Raw genomic sequence first — 16,141 nt, forward strand, 5'->3', positions numbered from 1 at the left:
CCGGCCCACGCGGGACCGGCGCCGGGTCTGGAAGGTCAGGCCTTCGTGCCCGGGACGGCTTCGAGCCGTAGCAGGCTCGTCTCGAAGAGCCCGCACATGTCGGTCGCCGGGTCGCGGAGCCACTGCAGTTGCAGGCCGTTCATCAGAGAGACCAGTTCGGCGGCCGTGGCGGCCGGATCGAGGGACGGGGACAGCCGCCCCTTCTCCTGGTCGGCGACGATCAGCCGGGCGATCCGCTCCCGGACTCGCTGGTTGCGCTGGTAGAAGAAGTCGTGGGCCGGGTGCGCCGGGTTGAGGCTCTCGGCCGACTGGACGGTGAACAGCCGGACGAGGCCGGGCTGGGTCTCGTTGCGGCGGCAGAACGCCATCAGCCATTCCCGGGTGGTGACCTCCACCCCCTGGAACTGCGCTTCGACGTGCTGCTCGTCTTGGAGGTCGCGCTGCTGGAGCACCGCGAGGATGAGGGATTCCTTGCTGTCGAAGTGGTGCAGCAGCCCCGGCTGGGAGACCCCGACCTTCTGGGCCACCTCGGCCAGGCTCGTGCCCCGGAAGCCCGCGACGGCGAACGCGTCCGCGGCGACGGCGAGGATCTGCTCCCGTCGCGCGGCGGCCGGGCGGCGGACCCGGCCGGTCTCCACTCGTGCCATGCGTTCCTCCTCTTCGGCGCCGACTGACCCAACTCGCAACCTACCGAGTACTCGGTAGGTAAGGAAGTCTCTACTCGTTAGTAACTTATCGGCGTCATGGCAGCCCGAAGGCCCGGGCACCGACGCGGTGCCCGGGCCTGGGATCCGAGGGGGCCTACTTGAGGCTGTCCGGGACGCCGGACTTGTCGCCGAGGCCGACGAGGTAGTCCGCGTACTCCTTCACGTTGTCCTTCTTGACGAGCTTGCCCTGCAGCGTCTCGCCGGCCTGCACCTGCTTGCCGCCCAGCACGTCGGAGGCCAGCGAGACCACCTTCTGCCCGAGCGCGAACGGCGACTCGGCGTTCGTGGCGTACATCTCCCCCGCCGCGACGGCGGCCAGCGCGTCGGCGATGCCGTCGTTGCCGACGACCTTGACCTTGCCCACCAGGTTGCGGGCCTTGAGCGCGGACAGCACGCCCATGGCCATCTCGTCGTTGGCCGCGTACACGCCGTCGATGTCGGGGTTGGCCTGCAGCACGTTGGTCATGACGTTCAGGGCCTTGGCCCGGTCGAAGTCGGCCGCCTGCGTGGCGACGACCTTGATGTCCTTGTGCGTGGCGATCTGCTGCTGGAAGCCCTTGCTGCGGTCCTGGGCCACGTTGGTGCCGAGGATGCCCTGGATCTCGACGACCTTGCCCTTGCCGCCGACGGCCTCGGCCAGCGCGTCGGCCGCGTTCTTGCCGGCCTGGACGGCGTCGTAGCCGACGAACGTGGCCAGCTTGCCGCCGGACGGCTTGCGGTCGAAGGCCATCACGGGGATGTTGGCCGAGTTCGCCTGGGTGACGGAGCTGCTGGCCGACTGGCTGCCCACCGGGTCGAGGATGAGGATCCCGGTCTGCTTGGAGATGGCGGTCGTCGCCTGGTTGAGGAAGGTGGCGTCGGAGTTGTCGGCGTTCTGGACGTTCAGGGTGATGCCGCTCTTGGCGGCCTGGGCCTCGGCGCCGTCCTTCACGCTGATGAAGAACGGGTTGCCGAGCGTGCTCATGATGATCGTGGCGTCCTTCTTGCCGGACGCCTGCGGGGCGCCCGTGGACGCCTCCTCGCCGCCCCGGCTGCAGGCGGTCAGGGAGACGGCGGCGAGGATCGCGACGGCGACGAGTTTGCGGGGAGTGCGCATGGATCTTTCCTTCAGATGTGCTGGGCGAGTTCCGGGGTACGGACGGGGGATTCGGTTCTGCGCGGCACGAGCCTGCGCAGGAGGTCCACGTTGCGGTCGAGGAAGACGGCCAGGAGGATGACCAGGCCCTTCACCACGTCCTGCAGGAACGGGGAGACGTCGAGCAGGTTCATGCCGTTGTCGATGACGCCGAGCACGAGCGCCCCGACGAGGGTGCCGAGCAGGGTGCCGCGGCCGCCGGCCAGGCTGGTGCCGCCGATGATGACGGCCGCGATCGCGTCCAGCTCCAGGCCGGCGCCGGCGGTCGGCTGGGCCGTGGACAGCCGGGCGGTGATGATGAACCCGGCCAGGGACGCCAGCACGCCGCTGATGACGAAGGCGAGGATCTTGACGCGGTGCACCCTGATGCCGGACAGCCGCGCGGCCTCGACGTTGTCGCCGGTGGCGTAGACGTAGCGGCCGAAGCGGGTGCGGGCCAGGACGTACCCGAAGATCCCGAACGCGACCAGCATGATCCACACCGGCACCGGCACGCCCGCGAACCGCGCCTGCCCGATCCCCTGGAAGTCGTAGTCCGTCACCGGGATCGGGTTGCCCGAGGTGAGGTGCAGGGTGAGCCCCGCGAACACCGACATCGTGGCCAGCGTCGCGATGAACGACGGCATCCTGGTCCTGGTCACGAGCAGGCCGTTGACCAGCCCGATGGCCGCGCCGGTCGCCAGGCCCGCGGCCAGCGCGGGGACCAGCCCGTACGTGCCGAGCGTCATGGCGGTGACGACGGCGGAGAAGCCGAGCGCCGAGCCCACGGACAGGTCGATCTCGGCGAGAATGATCACGTAGGTCTGCCCGGCCGCGAGCAGCGCGGCCACGGACGTCGCGAGGGCGACGTTGAGCAGGTTCGTCGGGGTGAGGAAGACCGGCGAGGCCACCGAGAGGACGATCCCTACCAGGAGGAGCATCCACACCGCGCGCAGCCGGCCCGCGACGGTCTTGAGCTTCGAGGTCATGCGGCACCTACCAGTGCGTGCTTGAGGATGGACTGCTCGTCGAGGTCGTCGCCGGTCAGCTCGGCGACGAGCCGTCCCTCGCGCATCACGACCACGCGGTCGGACATGGCGACGAGTTCCGGCAGGTCGGAGCTCACGAGCAGGACGGCCACGCCGTCCGCGGTGAGCTGGTTGATGATCCGGTAGATCTCGGTCTTGGCCCCGACGTCCACGCCGCGGGTCGGCTCGTCCATGAGCAGCACCCGCGGCCGGGTCATCACCCACTTGGCGAACAGGGCCTTCTGCTGGTTGCCGCCGGACAGCGAGCTGACCGCGATCGACGGGGAGGCGGCGCGCACCCGCAGCTCGGAGATGACCGCGCCGGTGGCCGCGCGCTCCTTGCCGCGCCGTACGACACCGCTCCCGGAGCTGAACTCGCGCAGCGAGGCCAGCGACACGTTCGCCTCGACCGACTGGCCCATGCACAGGCCCTCCGCCTGCCGGTCGGGCGACAGGTAGGCGATCCGGCTGCCGATCGCGTCCTGGACGCTCTCGACGCGTACGCCGGAGCCGTCCACGGACACGGAGCCGCCGGTCAGCGGCTGCAGGCCGAACAGCGCGCGCAGCAGGTCGCTGCGCCCGCAGCCGACCACGCCGCCGATGCCGACCACCTCGCCGGCCCTGACCTGGAGGTCGATGTCGCGGAAGCGGGCGCCGCCCCCGCCGCGCACCTCCAGCACGACCTCGTCCCTGGCGTTGCGCTCCTTGGGGTAGAAGTCGTCCACGGCGTCGCCGACCATGGCGGTGACGACCTCGGCCGGGGTGAGCCGCTCGGTGGGGTCGTCGAGCGTGACCCGGCCGTCGCGCAGCACGACGATGCGGTCCGACAGGGCGAAGACCTCGTCCAGCCGGTGGCTGATGTAGATCACCGAGACGCCGGCCTCGCGCAGCCGGTTCACCTGGGCGAAGAGCTGCTCGGACTCCTGCTCGTCGAGCGCCGCGGTCGGCTCGTCGAGGATGATGAGCCGCAGCTCGTGCGTCATGGCCTTGGCGATCTCGAGCATCTGCCGCTCGGCCACGCTCAGCTCGCTGACCTGGCGATGCACGTCGATCTCCATGCCGAGGCGGCGCAGTGCCTGCCTGGCCTCGGCGGCCATGCGCTGCTTGGAGACGAACAGGCGGCCGAAGACGCGCTCGCGGTCCAGCACGTACATGTTCTCGGCCACGCTGAGGTGCGGGAACAGGTTCTGCTGGAACTCCTGGTAGATGACCTCGATGCCGTGCGCCATCGCGGCCTGCGGGTCCTTGAACGCCGTCGCGGTCCCGTCGATCAGCAGCCGCCCCGAGTCGGGCTGGTGCGCGCCGGAGATCACCCGGGTGAGCGTGGACTTGCCCGCCCCGTTCTCCCCGACGAGCGCCACGACCTCGCCGGGACCGACGTCGAAGCTGACGCCGCGCAGGACGCTGTTGTCGCCGAAGGACTTACGCACATCGGCCAGCTGGAGATGCATGCCAGGCTCCCGATCAGTACACGACGCCCGCGGTGAGCAGGACGTTGGCGTACGGGGTGAACTCGCCGGAGCGCACGGCCGCCCTGGCGCCGGCGGTGGCCCGCTTGAACTCGGTGTGCGGCAGGAACTCCAGCGTCAGGCCGAGCCGGTCGAACCGCTCCTCGATCGCGGCCAGCATGTCCGGGCTGTGCTGCTTGATCTCCTCGGACAGCAGCACGCCCTCCACGGCCACCTCGTCGAGCACCGCGTCCAGCAGGTCGAGGAAACGCGGCAGGTTCTCCCTGACGGCCAGGTCCACGCGCTCCACCTCCCTCGGGATGGGCAGCCCCGCGTCGGTGACCACGATCGTGTCGGTGTGGCCGAGCTCGGAGATCACGCGGGCGAGCTGGGCGTTGAGCGTTCCTTGGTTGCGCCTCATCGGGTGGCTCCTTCCATGGAGGTGTTGACCAGTGGCTCGACCTCGTCCCTGCCGGGGAGCGAGGGGCTGGCTCCCGCCTTGGTGGTGGCCAGGGCGCCGGCCGCCATGCCGTACTGGATGGCGGTGTCCACATCGAGGCCGGCGGCGAGGGCGCCGCCGAAGAAGCCGGTGAACGCGTCGCCGGCCGCCGTGGTGTCCACGGGCGTCACGGCGTACGCGGGGAAGTGGCGGGTGCGCTCCTTCGTGACCGACAGGGCGCCGCCCGCGCCGAGGGTGATGATCGCGTGGCGCACGCCGCGCTCCAGGAACCAGGCCGCCGCCCGCTCCGCCGACTCCAGGTCCGTGACCTGCACGCCGGTCAGCACGGTGGCCTCGCTCTCGTTCGGCGTCACGATGTCGAGATACGGCCACACGTCTTCCGGCAACTCCTGGGCGGGCGCCGGGTCCAGGACCACGGTCAGCCCGGCCGCCGCGCCCTCCCGCGCCGCGTGGCAGGCGACCTCCGTCCGGATCTCGAGCTGGAGCAGCAGGACGCCGACCCGGTCGCGGACGCGCTCGATGCTCTCCGTGACCATCGCCTCGTCGAGGGAGGCGTTGGCGAGCGCCGTGATGACGATGTCGTTCTCGCCCGAGGCGTCCACCCGGATGTGGGCGACGCCCGTGCGGCCCTCGACCGTGCGGACCTCGGTGAGCGTGACGCCGTGCGTCTCCAGGCCGGACAGCACGATGTCGCGGAACGGGTCCTGGCCCACGCAGGCGGCCATCCAGGTCGGCGCGCCCGAGTGGGCCGCGGCCACGGCCTGGTTCGCGCCCTTGCCGCCGAGCACGAGGGTGAAGTCGTCGCCGAGCACGGTCTCACCGCGCCGCGGCAGCCGCCGGCTGAACGCCGTGACGTCCGCGGTGATGCTCCCGACGACGAGAACACCGGTGGGTTCCATGGGGGTTCCTCCAGATTCGGGGATGGGTGACCCGAGGGCACGGCCCATGCGCCGTGTCCTTGCGGGTGCGGGGTCGATCAGATCCCGGCGGGGTGCCAGACCGTCTTGGTCTCCATGAACGCGGTCATGCGTCTCGTCCCTTGGTCCTCCGCCGCGGTGAGCACGCGTTTGAAGTTCTCGGCCGCGGCCTGCTCGCAGGCCTGCTTCAGCTCGGGGGCCGCCACGCCGGTGAGGTCGAGCCCGTTGACGTCCATGTGCGCCGCCAGCCCCGGGGCCAGCTCGGCCTGGTGCCCGGTGAGGAGGTTCACCACCCCGCCCGGCAGGTCGGAGGTGGCCAGCACTTCGGCGAACGTGATCGCGGGCAGCGGCGCCCGCTCCGCGGCGACCACGACGCAGGTGTTGCCGGTGACGATCACGGGTGCGACGGCGGTGACGAGGCCGAGCAAGGGCTCGGCGGGCGCGATGACCGCGACCACCCCGACCGGTTCCGGCGAGGACAGGTTGAGGTACGGACCCGCGACCGGGTTGGCCGTCCCGCGCACGGCGGCGATCTTGTCGGACCAGCCCGCGTACCAGACGAGCCGGTCGACGGTGGCGTCCACCTGCTCCAGCGCCTGCTTGCGCGGGCCGCCGAGCTCGTCGGCGAACTGGGCGCGGCGGCCCTCCAGCATCTCGGCGACCCGGTAGAGGATCTGGCCCCGGTTGTAGGCGGTGGCGCCCGACCAGCCGGGGAACGCCTTGCGCGCGGCCACCACGGCGTCACGGGCGTCCTTGCGCGAGGCCCTGGCGGCGTGCTCCGTTCTGGTCACGGGGTAGGACCTCCCGCTCTCCGAGCGCGGGAACGCTCCACCGATGAAGAGCTTGTACGTTTTGCGCACGGTCACGCGTCGATCAGACATCGAGGTAGGCCTCCAATCCGTGCAAGCCGCCCTCGCGGCCGTATCCGGACTCCTTGTAACCGCCGAACGGCGAGGCCGGGTCGAACTTGTTGAACGTGTTGGCCCAGACGACCCCGGCCCGCAGCTTGTCGGCCATCCACAGGATGCGTGAGCCCTTCTCGGTCCAGATGCCGGCCGAGAGCCCGTACGGGGTGTTGTTGGCCTTCTCCACCGCCTCGGCGGGGGTGCGGAACGTCAGCACGGACAGCACCGGCCCGAAGATCTCGTCCCGGGCGATGGTGTGCGACTGCGCGACCCCGGTGAAGATCGTGGGCGGGAACCAGAACCCCCGCTCGGGCAGCTCACACGCCGGCGACCAGCGCTCGGCGCCCTCCGACTCCCCGACCGCCGACAGCTCGCGGATCTTGGCCAGCTGCTCGGCCGAGTTAATCGCGCCCACGTCGGTGTTCTTGTCCAGCGGGTCACCCACCCGCAGCGTGGCCAGCCGCCGCTTCAACGACGCCAGCAGCTCCTCCTGGACCGACTCCTGAACCAGCAGCCGCGACCCGGCGCAACACACGTGACCCTGGTTGAAGAAGATCCCATTCACGATCCCCTCCACCGCCTGGTCGATCGCGGCGTCCTCGAACACGATGTTGGCCGCCTTGCCGCCCAGCTCCAAGGTCAGCTTCTTGCCGGTGCCCGCCACCGCGCGGGCGATGATCCGGCCGACCTCGGTCGAGCCGGTGAAGGCCACCTTGTCCACCTCCGGGTGGCCCACCACGGCCGCGCCGGTCTCGCCCGCGCCGGTCACGATGTTCACCACCCCCGGCGGCAGCTCGGCCTGCCGGCAGATGTCGGCGAACCACAACGCGCTCAGCGGCGTCGTCTCGGCCGGCTTGAGCACCACCGTGTTCCCGCACGCCAGCGCCGGCGCGATCTTCCAGGCCAGCATCAGCAGCGGGAAGTTCCACGGGATCACCTGCCCGGCCACGCCCAGCGGCTTCGTGCCGAACCCGGCGTACTCCAGCTTGTCGGCCCAGCCCGCGTAGTAGAAGAAGTGCGCCGCCACCAGCGGCACATCCACATCGCGCGACTCGCGGATCGGCTTGCCGTTGTCGAGCGACTCCAGCACCGCCAGCTCACGCGCCCGCTCCTGGATGATCCGCGCGATCCGGAACAGGTACTTGGCCCGCTCCGCGCCCGGCAGCGCCGACCAGCCGCCGAACGCCTTACGGGCGGCTCGCACCGCCCGGTCCACGTCGTCGGCCGAAGCGGTGGCGACCTCGGCCAGCGTCTCCTCGGTGGCCGGGTTGACCGTCTTGAACGGGGCGCCCGCCCCGTCCACGAACTCGCCGTCGATGAACAGCCCGTACGACGCCTTGATGTCGACCAGGTCACGCGACTCGGGCGCGGGGGCGTACTCGAAGATCGCCATCATCAGTCCAGGGTGAAGTAGTCGGGGCCGGCATACCGGCCGGTGGCCAGCTTCTGGCGCTGCATCAGCAGATCGTTCAGCAGCGAGGAGGCGCCCAGCCGGAACCAGTCCGGCGACAGCCAGTCATCGCCGGCCGTCTCGTGTACCAGCACCAGGTTCTTGATGGCGTCCTTGGTGGTGCGGATGCCGCCCGCGGGCTTCACGCCCACCTGCCGGCCGGTCGCGTCACGGAAGTCACGCACCGCCTCCAGCATGATCAGTGTCACCGGCAGGGTCGCGGCCGGGGCCACCTTGCCCGTGGAGGTCTTGATGAAGTCGGCGCCGGCCAGCATCGCCAGCCAGGACGCGCGTCGCACGTTGTCGTAGGTGGCCAGCTCGCCGGTCTCCAGGATCACCTTGAGATGCGCCGGGCCGCACGCGGCCTTGACCGCCACGATCTCCTCGAACACCTTCAGGTACCGGCCGGACAGGAACGCGCCCCGGTCGATCACCATGTCGATCTCGTCGGCGCCCGCCGCCACCGCCAGCGCGGTGTCGCTCACCTTGACCTCCAGCGAGGAACGGCCGCTGGGGAAGGCGGTGGCGACCGAGGCGACCTTGACGCCGGTCCCGGCCAGCGCCTGGACGGCGACCTCGACCAGGTCGGGGTAGACGCACACGGCGGCCACCCGGGGTGCGCCACCGCCGGGGTGGACGGCCTTGGTGCACATCGCCCGCACCTTGCCGGCCGTGTCGGCTCCTTCGAGGGTGGTCAGGTCGACCATGGAGATGGCCAGGTCGATGGCCTGCGCCTTGGCGGTGGTCTTGATCGAACGGGTGCCGAGCATCGCCGCCCGCTGGTCCGCGCCGACCCGGTCAACCCCGGGCAGGCCGTGCAGGAAAGCTCGCAACGCCGCCTCGGAAGAGGCCACGTCCGCGAGCGAAGTGGTCGCTACGCTCATCGCGATCGGGTCTTTCTCGTGCGTGAGGGGGCCGGCCAGCCGCCCGGCGGGGCGGTGGAGGCGCGTTCGATCAGCTTGGTGTCCAGGACGACGCGGCTGGCGTTGCCGCCGGTCTCGTCGGGGTCGAGCCGGCGCAGCAGCAGGCGCATGGCGAGCACGCCCTGCTCGACCATCGGCCGGTCGATGACGGTCAGGGGCGGCTTGAGCAGCGGGCCGGTGTCCAGGTCGTCGAAGCCGATCAGGCTGATCTGGCCGGGGATGTCGATCCGCATGTCGTGCAGCGCCTTGAGCACGCCCAGCGTCATGAGGTTGTTGGCGGCGAAGATGGCGGTGGGCGGCTCGGGCAGCGACAGCAGGGACAGCGTGAGCTGGTAGCCGCTGTGCTCCTTGAAGTCGCCGACCAGGTCGTACTCGGGCGGCACCTCGACGCCCGCCTGGGCGAGCGTCCCGACGAACCCTTCGCGCCGCAGCCGCCCGGGGGTGGTGTCCAGGGTGCCGCTGATCGCGGCCACCTTGGTGTGCCCGAGGGCCAGCAGGTGCTCGGCCGCCTGCTTGCCGCCGCCCTCGTTGTCGACCAGCACGGCGTCGAACCGTTCGCCGCCCGCCAGATCGCGGTCCACGAACACCAGGGGCACGTCGGCGTCGCGCACGTGCAGCGGCGTCTGATCCTGCTCGGTGGCGGGGGCGAGGATGATGCCGTCGACCCTGCGCACCAGGTCCGCCAGCACGTCGTCCTCCTGCTCGCTGCTCTCGTCGCTGTTGGCGAGCAGGATGCGGTAGGGCTCCGTACGGGTGACGGACTCCATGCCCTTGACCACCGCGGCGAAGTAGGGGTTCGTGATGTCCGGGACGACGACGCCGATCGTGTTCGTGCGCCCGGACTTCAGCGACTGCGCCGCGGCACTCGGCCAGTAGCCCAGCTCGTCGATGGCGGCCTGGATCGCCTCGTACGAGCGCACCCGCTGGCCCCGCAGGAAGCGCGAGACCGTGGCGGGAGAGACCCCCGCCCGAGCTGCTACGTCATGGATGGTGACCAAGTGAGCTCCAAACTGAAATCGATGTCAGTGATGATGGCAGGATCTGGCCACGGAGTGTCAATGCCATGTTTCCAAGTCGTTACTTACTCGGACATTTGCCCAAATCAGAGCCCCGTCCGCCCGCTCTCCCCATGGACTGACTGAAACCGTTATCAGTAGAACGGGCTTGACGGAAACATCGGATGTAGTGGCACTCGCCGGCGCGGCAGCAGATCCCCTGGAGTCCCCGTCCGGCACTCCCGCCCGTGACCGCCACAGCCGCCAGGGCCTGGGCTGGGAGAGCAGCTTCGGGCCGGGCCGCGCGACTGATTCGCAACTCAGGAAACCCTTGACCACATCCGATGTTTCGCCTACGTTACCCGCAAGTCGACAGTTGCGAAATCTTTCGCACAGCGCCTACACGACAGAGGGTGTCACGGATGTCCGATTCCCGTATCGACGAATTCCGGCAGCGCAGGTTCGGCCTGTTCATCCACTGGGGGCTCTACGCGCTGGCCGCCCGCCACGAGTGGGTCAAGCAGCGCGAGCACATGTCCGACGAGCAGTACCAGCGCTACTTCGAGCGCTTCGACCCCGATCTGTACGACCCCGACGCCTGGGCCGAGGCCGCGCAGCGCGCGGGGATGCGCTACACCGTGCTGACCTCCAAGCACCACGACGGCTTCTGCCTGTGGGACTCGGCCCTGACCGACTACTGCGTGAGCGGCACCCCGTACGGCAAGGACCTGATCGGCCCGTTCGTCGAGGCGTTCAGGGGCAGGGGCCTCGGGGTCGGGTTCTACTACTCGCTGCTGGACTGGCATCACCCGGACTTCCCGATCGACGGGCTGCACCCGTCGTACGTCGAGGGCGGCACGTTCCCCGACCGCGATGTCACGAAATATGCGGACTATCTGCATGGGCAGGTCGAGGAGCTGCTCACCCGCTACGGCCCCATCGACACGCTGTGGTTCGACTTCTCCTACGCCGGCCGGGTCAAGCAGGGCAAGCCGGTCTACGGCGGCAAGGGCAAGGCCGAGTGGCGCTCGGAGGAGCTGGTCGACAAGATCCGCCGCATCCAGCCGGACATCCTCATCAACAACCGGCTGGAGCTGCCGGGCGACTTCACCACGCCGGAGCAGTTCCAGCCCCCCGCCCCGCTGTCCACGGTCTGGGAGGCCTGCCAGACGCTGAACGGAAGCTGGGGCTACGACCGGGACAACAAGGCGTGGAAGTCGCCCGGCCTGCTGATCCGGATGCTGATCGACTCGGTCTCCAAGGACGGCAACCTGCTGCTCAACGTGGGGCCCAACGGCCGGGGCGAGTTCGAGCCCCGGGCGCTCGACACGCTGCGGGAGATCGGCGACTGGATGCGGCTGCACGGCCGGTCGATCCACGGGGCGGGGACGAGCCGGTTCCAGGCTCCCGAGCACTGCCGCTACACCCAGCGCGGCGACCGGCTCTACGTGCACGTCTTCTCCTGGCCGTACCGGCACCTGCACCTGCCGGGGCTGGCGGGCAAGGTCCGCTACGCGCAGCTGCTCAACGACGCCTCGGAGATCCGCATGTGGGCGCCCGACCCGAAGGTCGACAACGGGAACGTCAACTTCTTCACGATCCCCGAGGGCACCCTCACCCTCGAGCTTCCCGTGGAGCCGCCGGACGTGGCCGTCCCGGTGATCGAGCTCTTCCTCTGAAAAGGCTGAAAGGCGATACCCCCCATGGACAACCCCCTGCGCGGCCTGAACACCGCCGGCCTGAACCGGCGCCAGCTGCTCAGCCTCGCCGCCATGGCCGCGGCGGCCGTACCCCTCACCGCCTGCGGGAGCGGCGAGCGCACCCGCCAGGCCGGCCCGGCCTCCTCGGCGTCCGGCGACTCCGCGGTCATCAACCCGGACCGGCCGGAGAGCGCGCTGTTCCCCTACGCCGAGGCGGAGAAGCTCTTCGACTCGCTGCCCTGGCCCAAGACCGACGTGCCGGAGCCCACGTCCAAGGTCACCGTCACCGTCGCGATCATCCCGGGCCAGCGGCACGAGGTGCGGCACGCGCAGTTCGCCAAGTTCATCAAGAAGCGGCATCCGAACATCGAGATCAAGGTGGAGGTCACGCCGTTCGACGACTTCCGCACCAAGTACCTGACGGGCGCCGCCAGCGGCGTGCTGCCCGACATCATGTACTCGCAGTTCCAGTGGGGGCAGAGCTTCATCAAGAACAACCTGTACCTGCCGCTGGACGACTACATCGCGGCCACGCCCGAGTTCAACCGCGCGGACTTCTCCAAGGCGGCGCTCAGCTACTGGGAACGTGACGGCAAGCTCTACGCGCTGGGCACCGACTCGGCGCCCAAGCTGCTCTTCTACAACAAGGAGATCTTCGAGAAGGCGGGCGCGAAGGTCCCCGACGCCTCCTGGACCTGGGACAAGCTCATGGAGGCGGCACGCGGGCTGGTCTCGGGCACGGGCGCGCAGAAGGTCTTCGGGTTCACGCCGGTGCCCAAACCCACCAGTGACCTCACCGCGACGTTCCTGCTCGCCCACGGCGGCCGCTACCTGACGGCCGACGAGACCAGGTGCGTGATCCAGGAGCCGGCCAGCCGCGACATCCTCAAGCGCTGGATCGACCTGCTGATCAAGGACAAGGCGATGCCCGACCTGGCCGAGACGCAGGCGACGGCGAAGGTGGAGCCGTTCACGCTGGGCCGGGGCGCCCTGTACGTCGGCGGCGCGTGGAACATCGTCACCCTGCTCACCCTGCCCGCCGAGCAGCAGTTCGAGTGGAGCCTGACGCACGTGCCCAGCGGTCCCGAGGGCCGGTTCACCCCGGTCCTGGGCAGCGCCTTCGGCATCACCAGCAGGACGCGCAACCCCGAGGCGGCGTGGATCGTGCTCAACTCCCTGCGCTCCTACGCCGGCCACCGGTTCTTCCTCGACACCCCGCCGTCGCGGCTGTCGGCGTTCGAGGAGAACCTCCAGGACCTCAAGCTCGACAAGGAGGTGATCGACACCACCAAGGACTCGCTGCACAAGTACGGCACCAGCGACGGCGTGCTGCGCCTGCCCGCGACGCCCAAGCTCGAGGACCTGACCAAGCCGATCTGGGAACGGGTCATGTCGGGGTCGCTGTCGGTGGACGAGGGGCTCAAGCAGGTCGCCGAGCGGGTCACGCCGATGCTCGCGGAGAACGTCTGATCATGGCCGCCTCCCCGCTCGCCCGGCGCGAGGCCCGCCGGTTCCACCTGTTCGCCCTGCCGTGGAGCATCGGCTTCGTCTTCTTCACCGGCGGGCCCATCGTCGTGTCGCTGGTGCTCAGCTTCACCCGCTACGAGCTGCTGGAGTCCCCGCGGTGGGTGGGCCTGGACAACTACGCCCAGCTGCTGCGCGACCCCGACTTCTGGATGGCGACGCGGAACACCGTGTACTTCGGCGCCGCCTCCGCCGCGGCCGGTGTCGTCTACAGCCTCGCCGCGGCGCTGCTGCTCAACATCAAGGTGCGCGGGCAGGCGATCTTCCGGACGATCATCTACATGCCGTCAGTGATCTCCGGCATCGCCACCGCCCTCCTCTGGATCCACGTGCTCCATCCCGACTACGGCCTGGTCAACTACCTGATCGGCCTCGTGGGCGTGCAGGGGCCCGGGTGGTTGACCGACGCGAGCTGGGCGATCCCCGGCCTGGTCATCATGACGACCTGGACCACCGGGAACGCGATGATCATCTTCCTGGCCGGGCTGCAGGGCGTGCCCGCCTCGCTGTACGAGGCCGCGCACATCGACGGCGCCGGCTGGTGGAGCAGGTTCAGGCACGTGACGGTCCCGATGATGTCGCCGGTCATCTTCTTCAACCTGGTCGTGGGCTTCATCGGCAGCCTGCAGGCGTACCAGCTCATCCTGTTCATGACCGACGGAGGGCCGGCCAACTCCACCCTGGTCCTGGGCCTGTACGTCTACCGCTACGCCTTCAAGTACTTCGAGATGGGCTACGCCTCGACGATCGCCTGGGCGCTGTTCTTCCTCGTCATCGTGTTCACCGTGATCCAGTTCGGGCTCGCGCGCCGCTGGGTCCACTACGAGGTCAAGTAGGTCACGAGATGGCAATCAAGGTCCTGCCCGCACAGGCCCGCCCGGTGGCGAAGCGGCCCGTCGCCCCCGCCCAGGCCGAGCGGATCCGCCGGGTCCAGCGGCTGACGGCCTACGCGCTCCTCGTCCTGGCCTCGGCGGCCAGCCTGCTCCCGCTGCTGTGGATGCTGACCACCGCGCTCAAACCGGCCGGAGCCGTGCTGGAGTTTCCGCCGAGGTTCCTCCCCGACGTCTTCACCTGGTCCAACTTCCCCGACGCGTGGACGAGCCTGCCCTTCAACACCTTCCTGGTCAACAGCGTCGTGGTGACCACGCTGTCGATCGTGGGCAACCTCATCTCCTGCATCCTGCCCGCCTACGCCTTCGCGCGGCTGCGCTCGCGGATGCGCGGCATGGCCTTCACGCTGATGCTGGGCACGATGATGATCCCCGCACAGGTGGTCATCGTGCCGAGGTTCCTGCTGTTCTCCCAGCTGGACCTGGTGGACACCTTCTGGCCGCTGTTCCTGCCCAACTTCTTCGGCACCGCGCTGTACATCTTCCTGCTCAGGCAGTTCTTCACCACGATCCCGCAGGAGCTGGTGGAGGCGGCGCGCATCGACGGCGCGGGAGAGCTGCGGATCCTGTGGCGGATCATGATCCCGCTGTCCAAGCCGGCGATCGCGACCGTGACGCTGCTGTCGTTCGTCGGGGCCTGGGGCGAGTACATCGATCCGCTCATCTACCTGCGCTCCACGGAGAACTACACGATCCCGCTCGGCATCTCGCTGTTCCGCGGCCAGTACTCCGACGACTACAACCTCATGATGGCGGTGTCCATACTCGCCCTGGTCCCGGTCATCGCGGTGTTCCTGGCGGCGCAGAAGTACTTCATCAGGGGGATCATGCTCACCGGCATGGCGGGCAGGTAGGACACCGTTTGCGAAACATGGCGAAAACTGGCGGCGTTCCGGAGCGCCACGCCCGTCACTCCGCCCACGCCTCCTTGCCGGTGGTGACCGGGCCGCCGGTCTTCGCCGACTCCCCGATGGCCAGGCTGAGCAGGTGGTCCTGGCAGGCCTCGGCCAGCGGGTACGGCGGTGGCCCCTCCTGGCGGGCCCAGGCGCCCGTGCGTTCGAGGAGGTCCGCCACCGCGATGTCGTCGTCCGACCGGGACGCGCCCTCGAACGGGTTGCGGTAGACCACCCGCCCGTCGAAGCTGATGTGCTTGAGGTCGCGCAGCTCCAGGTTGAGGTCGACGCCGGTGTCCCGCCGGATCAGCGCGGACTCCACCGGCGTCGTGGGGTCGACCAGCCGGATCACCCGGTCGTCGACCAGCTCGCCGATCGAGCCGCGCACCACGATGCGCCGCGTCCGCAGGGGATTCCACCACTGGTTGTCGGTGAAGTCGTACAGGCCCATCCTGCCGCCGAAGTCGAGGGTGGCGATGGTCGTGGTCAGCCGCTGCGGCGTGTCGTCGCCGCTCCACCCGCCGAACCCCAGCGGGTCGGCGAGCGGCGCCTCGAACGCGCCGGCGCGCACCTCGGCGGCCTCGAACCCGATGCCCAGCAGGCCGCGGATCAGCGACACCGCGTGATAGAGGTGGGTCGAGGAGACCTGGACCGAGGTCGGCTCGCCGATCACGCCCTCCCGGACGAGCGCCAGCCGGGCCGCGTGCCCGGGCATCAGCAGATACTGCTCGGCCACCTGGACCAGACCAGTGCCGCCCACGTCCCGCCACAACGAGCGCAGCCCGGCCAGGTCCGGCGCGGGTGGCGTCTCGGCGAGGACCGGGATCCCGTGCCCGGCCACCTCTCGGATCGCGTCCGGCATCGCGGCCCACGGCACCGCCGCGGCGAGGTAGTCGGGCCGCTCGTGCCGCAGCAGCTCGCCGATCGAGCGGAAGGCCGGCACACCCCATTCGGCGGTGACCTCTTCGGCCCGCTCCGCGCTGCGGGTCACGACGCCGCCGACCCGCAGCCGGTCCGGCATCGCCGCCGCCAGCCGCAGGAAGAACCGGGTCCGCCGCCCGCTGCCGATCGCGCCGAACGTCGTGGTCATGAAGCCGGGCCTCCTCGGGACGTACGGGATCGACTCCGGAACAGCGTACTCGGCGGCGCCGAGGCCATGATCGCCGTCTTCCGCATCTCCTGACTCT

15 protein-coding genes are annotated in these 16,141 nt (G+C 69.8%); 4 read left to right on the plus strand and 11 right to left on the minus strand.

Annotated features, from left to right (window positions below; genetic code table 11):
• Positions 1 to 35 precede the first annotated feature (35 nt).
• The 10 genes from H4W80_RS08855 to H4W80_RS08900 all read right to left on the minus strand — a co-directional run bounded on the left by H4W80_RS08855 (position 36) and on the right by H4W80_RS08900 (position 9,950).
• Positions 36 to 647, minus strand: coding sequence for a TetR/AcrR family transcriptional regulator (locus H4W80_RS08855; RefSeq protein ID WP_192784634.1), 612 nt, complete (start codon positions 645 to 647; stop codon positions 36 to 38).
• Positions 648 to 801: 154 nt separating this feature from the next.
• The gene (locus H4W80_RS08860) at positions 802 to 1,803 is read right to left on the minus strand and encodes a substrate-binding domain-containing protein (RefSeq protein ID WP_192784635.1); all 1,002 of its coding nucleotides are present in this window, start codon (positions 1,801 to 1,803) and stop codon (positions 802 to 804) included.
• Positions 1,804 to 1,814: 11 nt separating this feature from the next.
• Positions 1,815 to 2,810, minus strand: coding sequence for an ABC transporter permease (locus H4W80_RS08865; RefSeq protein WP_192784636.1), 996 nt, complete (start codon positions 2,808 to 2,810; stop codon positions 1,815 to 1,817).
• On the minus strand, positions 2,807 to 4,300 hold the full coding sequence (locus H4W80_RS08870) for a sugar ABC transporter ATP-binding protein (RefSeq protein ID WP_192784637.1): 1,494 nt from the start codon (positions 4,298 to 4,300) through the stop codon (positions 2,807 to 2,809). Before H4W80_RS08870 ends, H4W80_RS08865 begins: the two co-directional genes overlap by 4 nt.
• 13 nt (positions 4,301 to 4,313) lie before the next feature.
• The gene (rbsD, locus tag H4W80_RS08875; protein ID WP_192784638.1) at positions 4,314 to 4,718 is read right to left on the minus strand and encodes a D-ribose pyranase; all 405 of its coding nucleotides are present in this window, start codon (positions 4,716 to 4,718) and stop codon (positions 4,314 to 4,316) included.
• Positions 4,715 to 5,656, minus strand: coding sequence for a ribokinase (locus H4W80_RS08880; RefSeq protein ID WP_192784639.1), 942 nt, complete (start codon positions 5,654 to 5,656; stop codon positions 4,715 to 4,717). The genes rbsD and H4W80_RS08880 overlap by 4 nt, the downstream gene beginning before the upstream one ends.
• 77 nt (positions 5,657 to 5,733) lie before the next feature.
• Positions 5,734 to 6,555 (minus strand): aldehyde dehydrogenase family protein, encoded by an 822-nt coding sequence (locus H4W80_RS08885; protein ID WP_192784640.1) that lies wholly within the window; start codon positions 6,553 to 6,555, stop codon positions 5,734 to 5,736.
• Positions 6,548 to 7,975, minus strand: a complete 1,428-nt coding sequence (locus H4W80_RS08890) for an aldehyde dehydrogenase family protein (RefSeq protein WP_192784641.1) — start codon at positions 7,973 to 7,975, stop codon at positions 6,548 to 6,550. Before H4W80_RS08890 ends, H4W80_RS08885 begins: the two co-directional genes overlap by 8 nt.
• Entirely contained in the window at positions 7,975 to 8,913 is a 939-nt protein-coding gene (deoC, locus tag H4W80_RS08895) for a deoxyribose-phosphate aldolase (RefSeq protein WP_192784642.1), read from the minus strand. Before deoC ends, H4W80_RS08890 begins: the two co-directional genes overlap by 1 nt.
• Positions 8,910 to 9,950, minus strand: coding sequence for a LacI family DNA-binding transcriptional regulator (locus H4W80_RS08900; RefSeq protein ID WP_192784643.1), 1,041 nt, complete (start codon positions 9,948 to 9,950; stop codon positions 8,910 to 8,912). Before H4W80_RS08900 ends, deoC begins: the two co-directional genes overlap by 4 nt.
• Positions 9,951 to 10,369: 419 nt before the next feature.
• Between H4W80_RS08900 and H4W80_RS08905 the strand changes: the two genes are divergently transcribed.
• The 4 genes from H4W80_RS08905 to H4W80_RS08920 are packed head-to-tail and all read left to right on the plus strand — an operon-like array spanning position 10,370 to position 14,915.
• Positions 10,370 to 11,626, plus strand: coding sequence for an alpha-L-fucosidase (locus H4W80_RS08905; RefSeq protein ID WP_192784644.1), 1,257 nt, complete (start codon positions 10,370 to 10,372; stop codon positions 11,624 to 11,626).
• Between the two features lie 24 nt (positions 11,627 to 11,650).
• Entirely contained in the window at positions 11,651 to 13,117 is a 1,467-nt protein-coding gene (locus tag H4W80_RS08910) for an ABC transporter substrate-binding protein (RefSeq protein ID WP_192784645.1), read from the plus strand.
• A gap of 2 nt (positions 13,118 to 13,119) precedes the next feature.
• Positions 13,120 to 14,007, plus strand: coding sequence for a carbohydrate ABC transporter permease (locus H4W80_RS08915; protein WP_192784646.1), 888 nt, complete (start codon positions 13,120 to 13,122; stop codon positions 14,005 to 14,007).
• 8 nt (positions 14,008 to 14,015) lie between these two features.
• Positions 14,016 to 14,915: a carbohydrate ABC transporter permease gene (locus tag H4W80_RS08920; protein WP_192784647.1), complete on the plus strand. Its 900-nt coding sequence runs from the start codon at positions 14,016 to 14,018 to the stop codon at positions 14,913 to 14,915.
• Between the two features lie 55 nt (positions 14,916 to 14,970).
• Here H4W80_RS08920 and H4W80_RS08925 read toward each other — a convergent pair whose 3' ends face one another.
• Positions 14,971 to 16,044 (minus strand): Gfo/Idh/MocA family protein, encoded by a 1,074-nt coding sequence (locus H4W80_RS08925; RefSeq protein ID WP_192784648.1) that lies wholly within the window; start codon positions 16,042 to 16,044, stop codon positions 14,971 to 14,973.
• Positions 16,045 to 16,141 lie beyond the last annotated feature (97 nt).

It is taken from the genome of Nonomuraea angiospora (genome assembly GCF_014873145.1).
Taxonomy (GTDB): Bacteria; Actinomycetota; Actinomycetes; order Streptosporangiales; family Streptosporangiaceae; genus Nonomuraea; species Nonomuraea angiospora.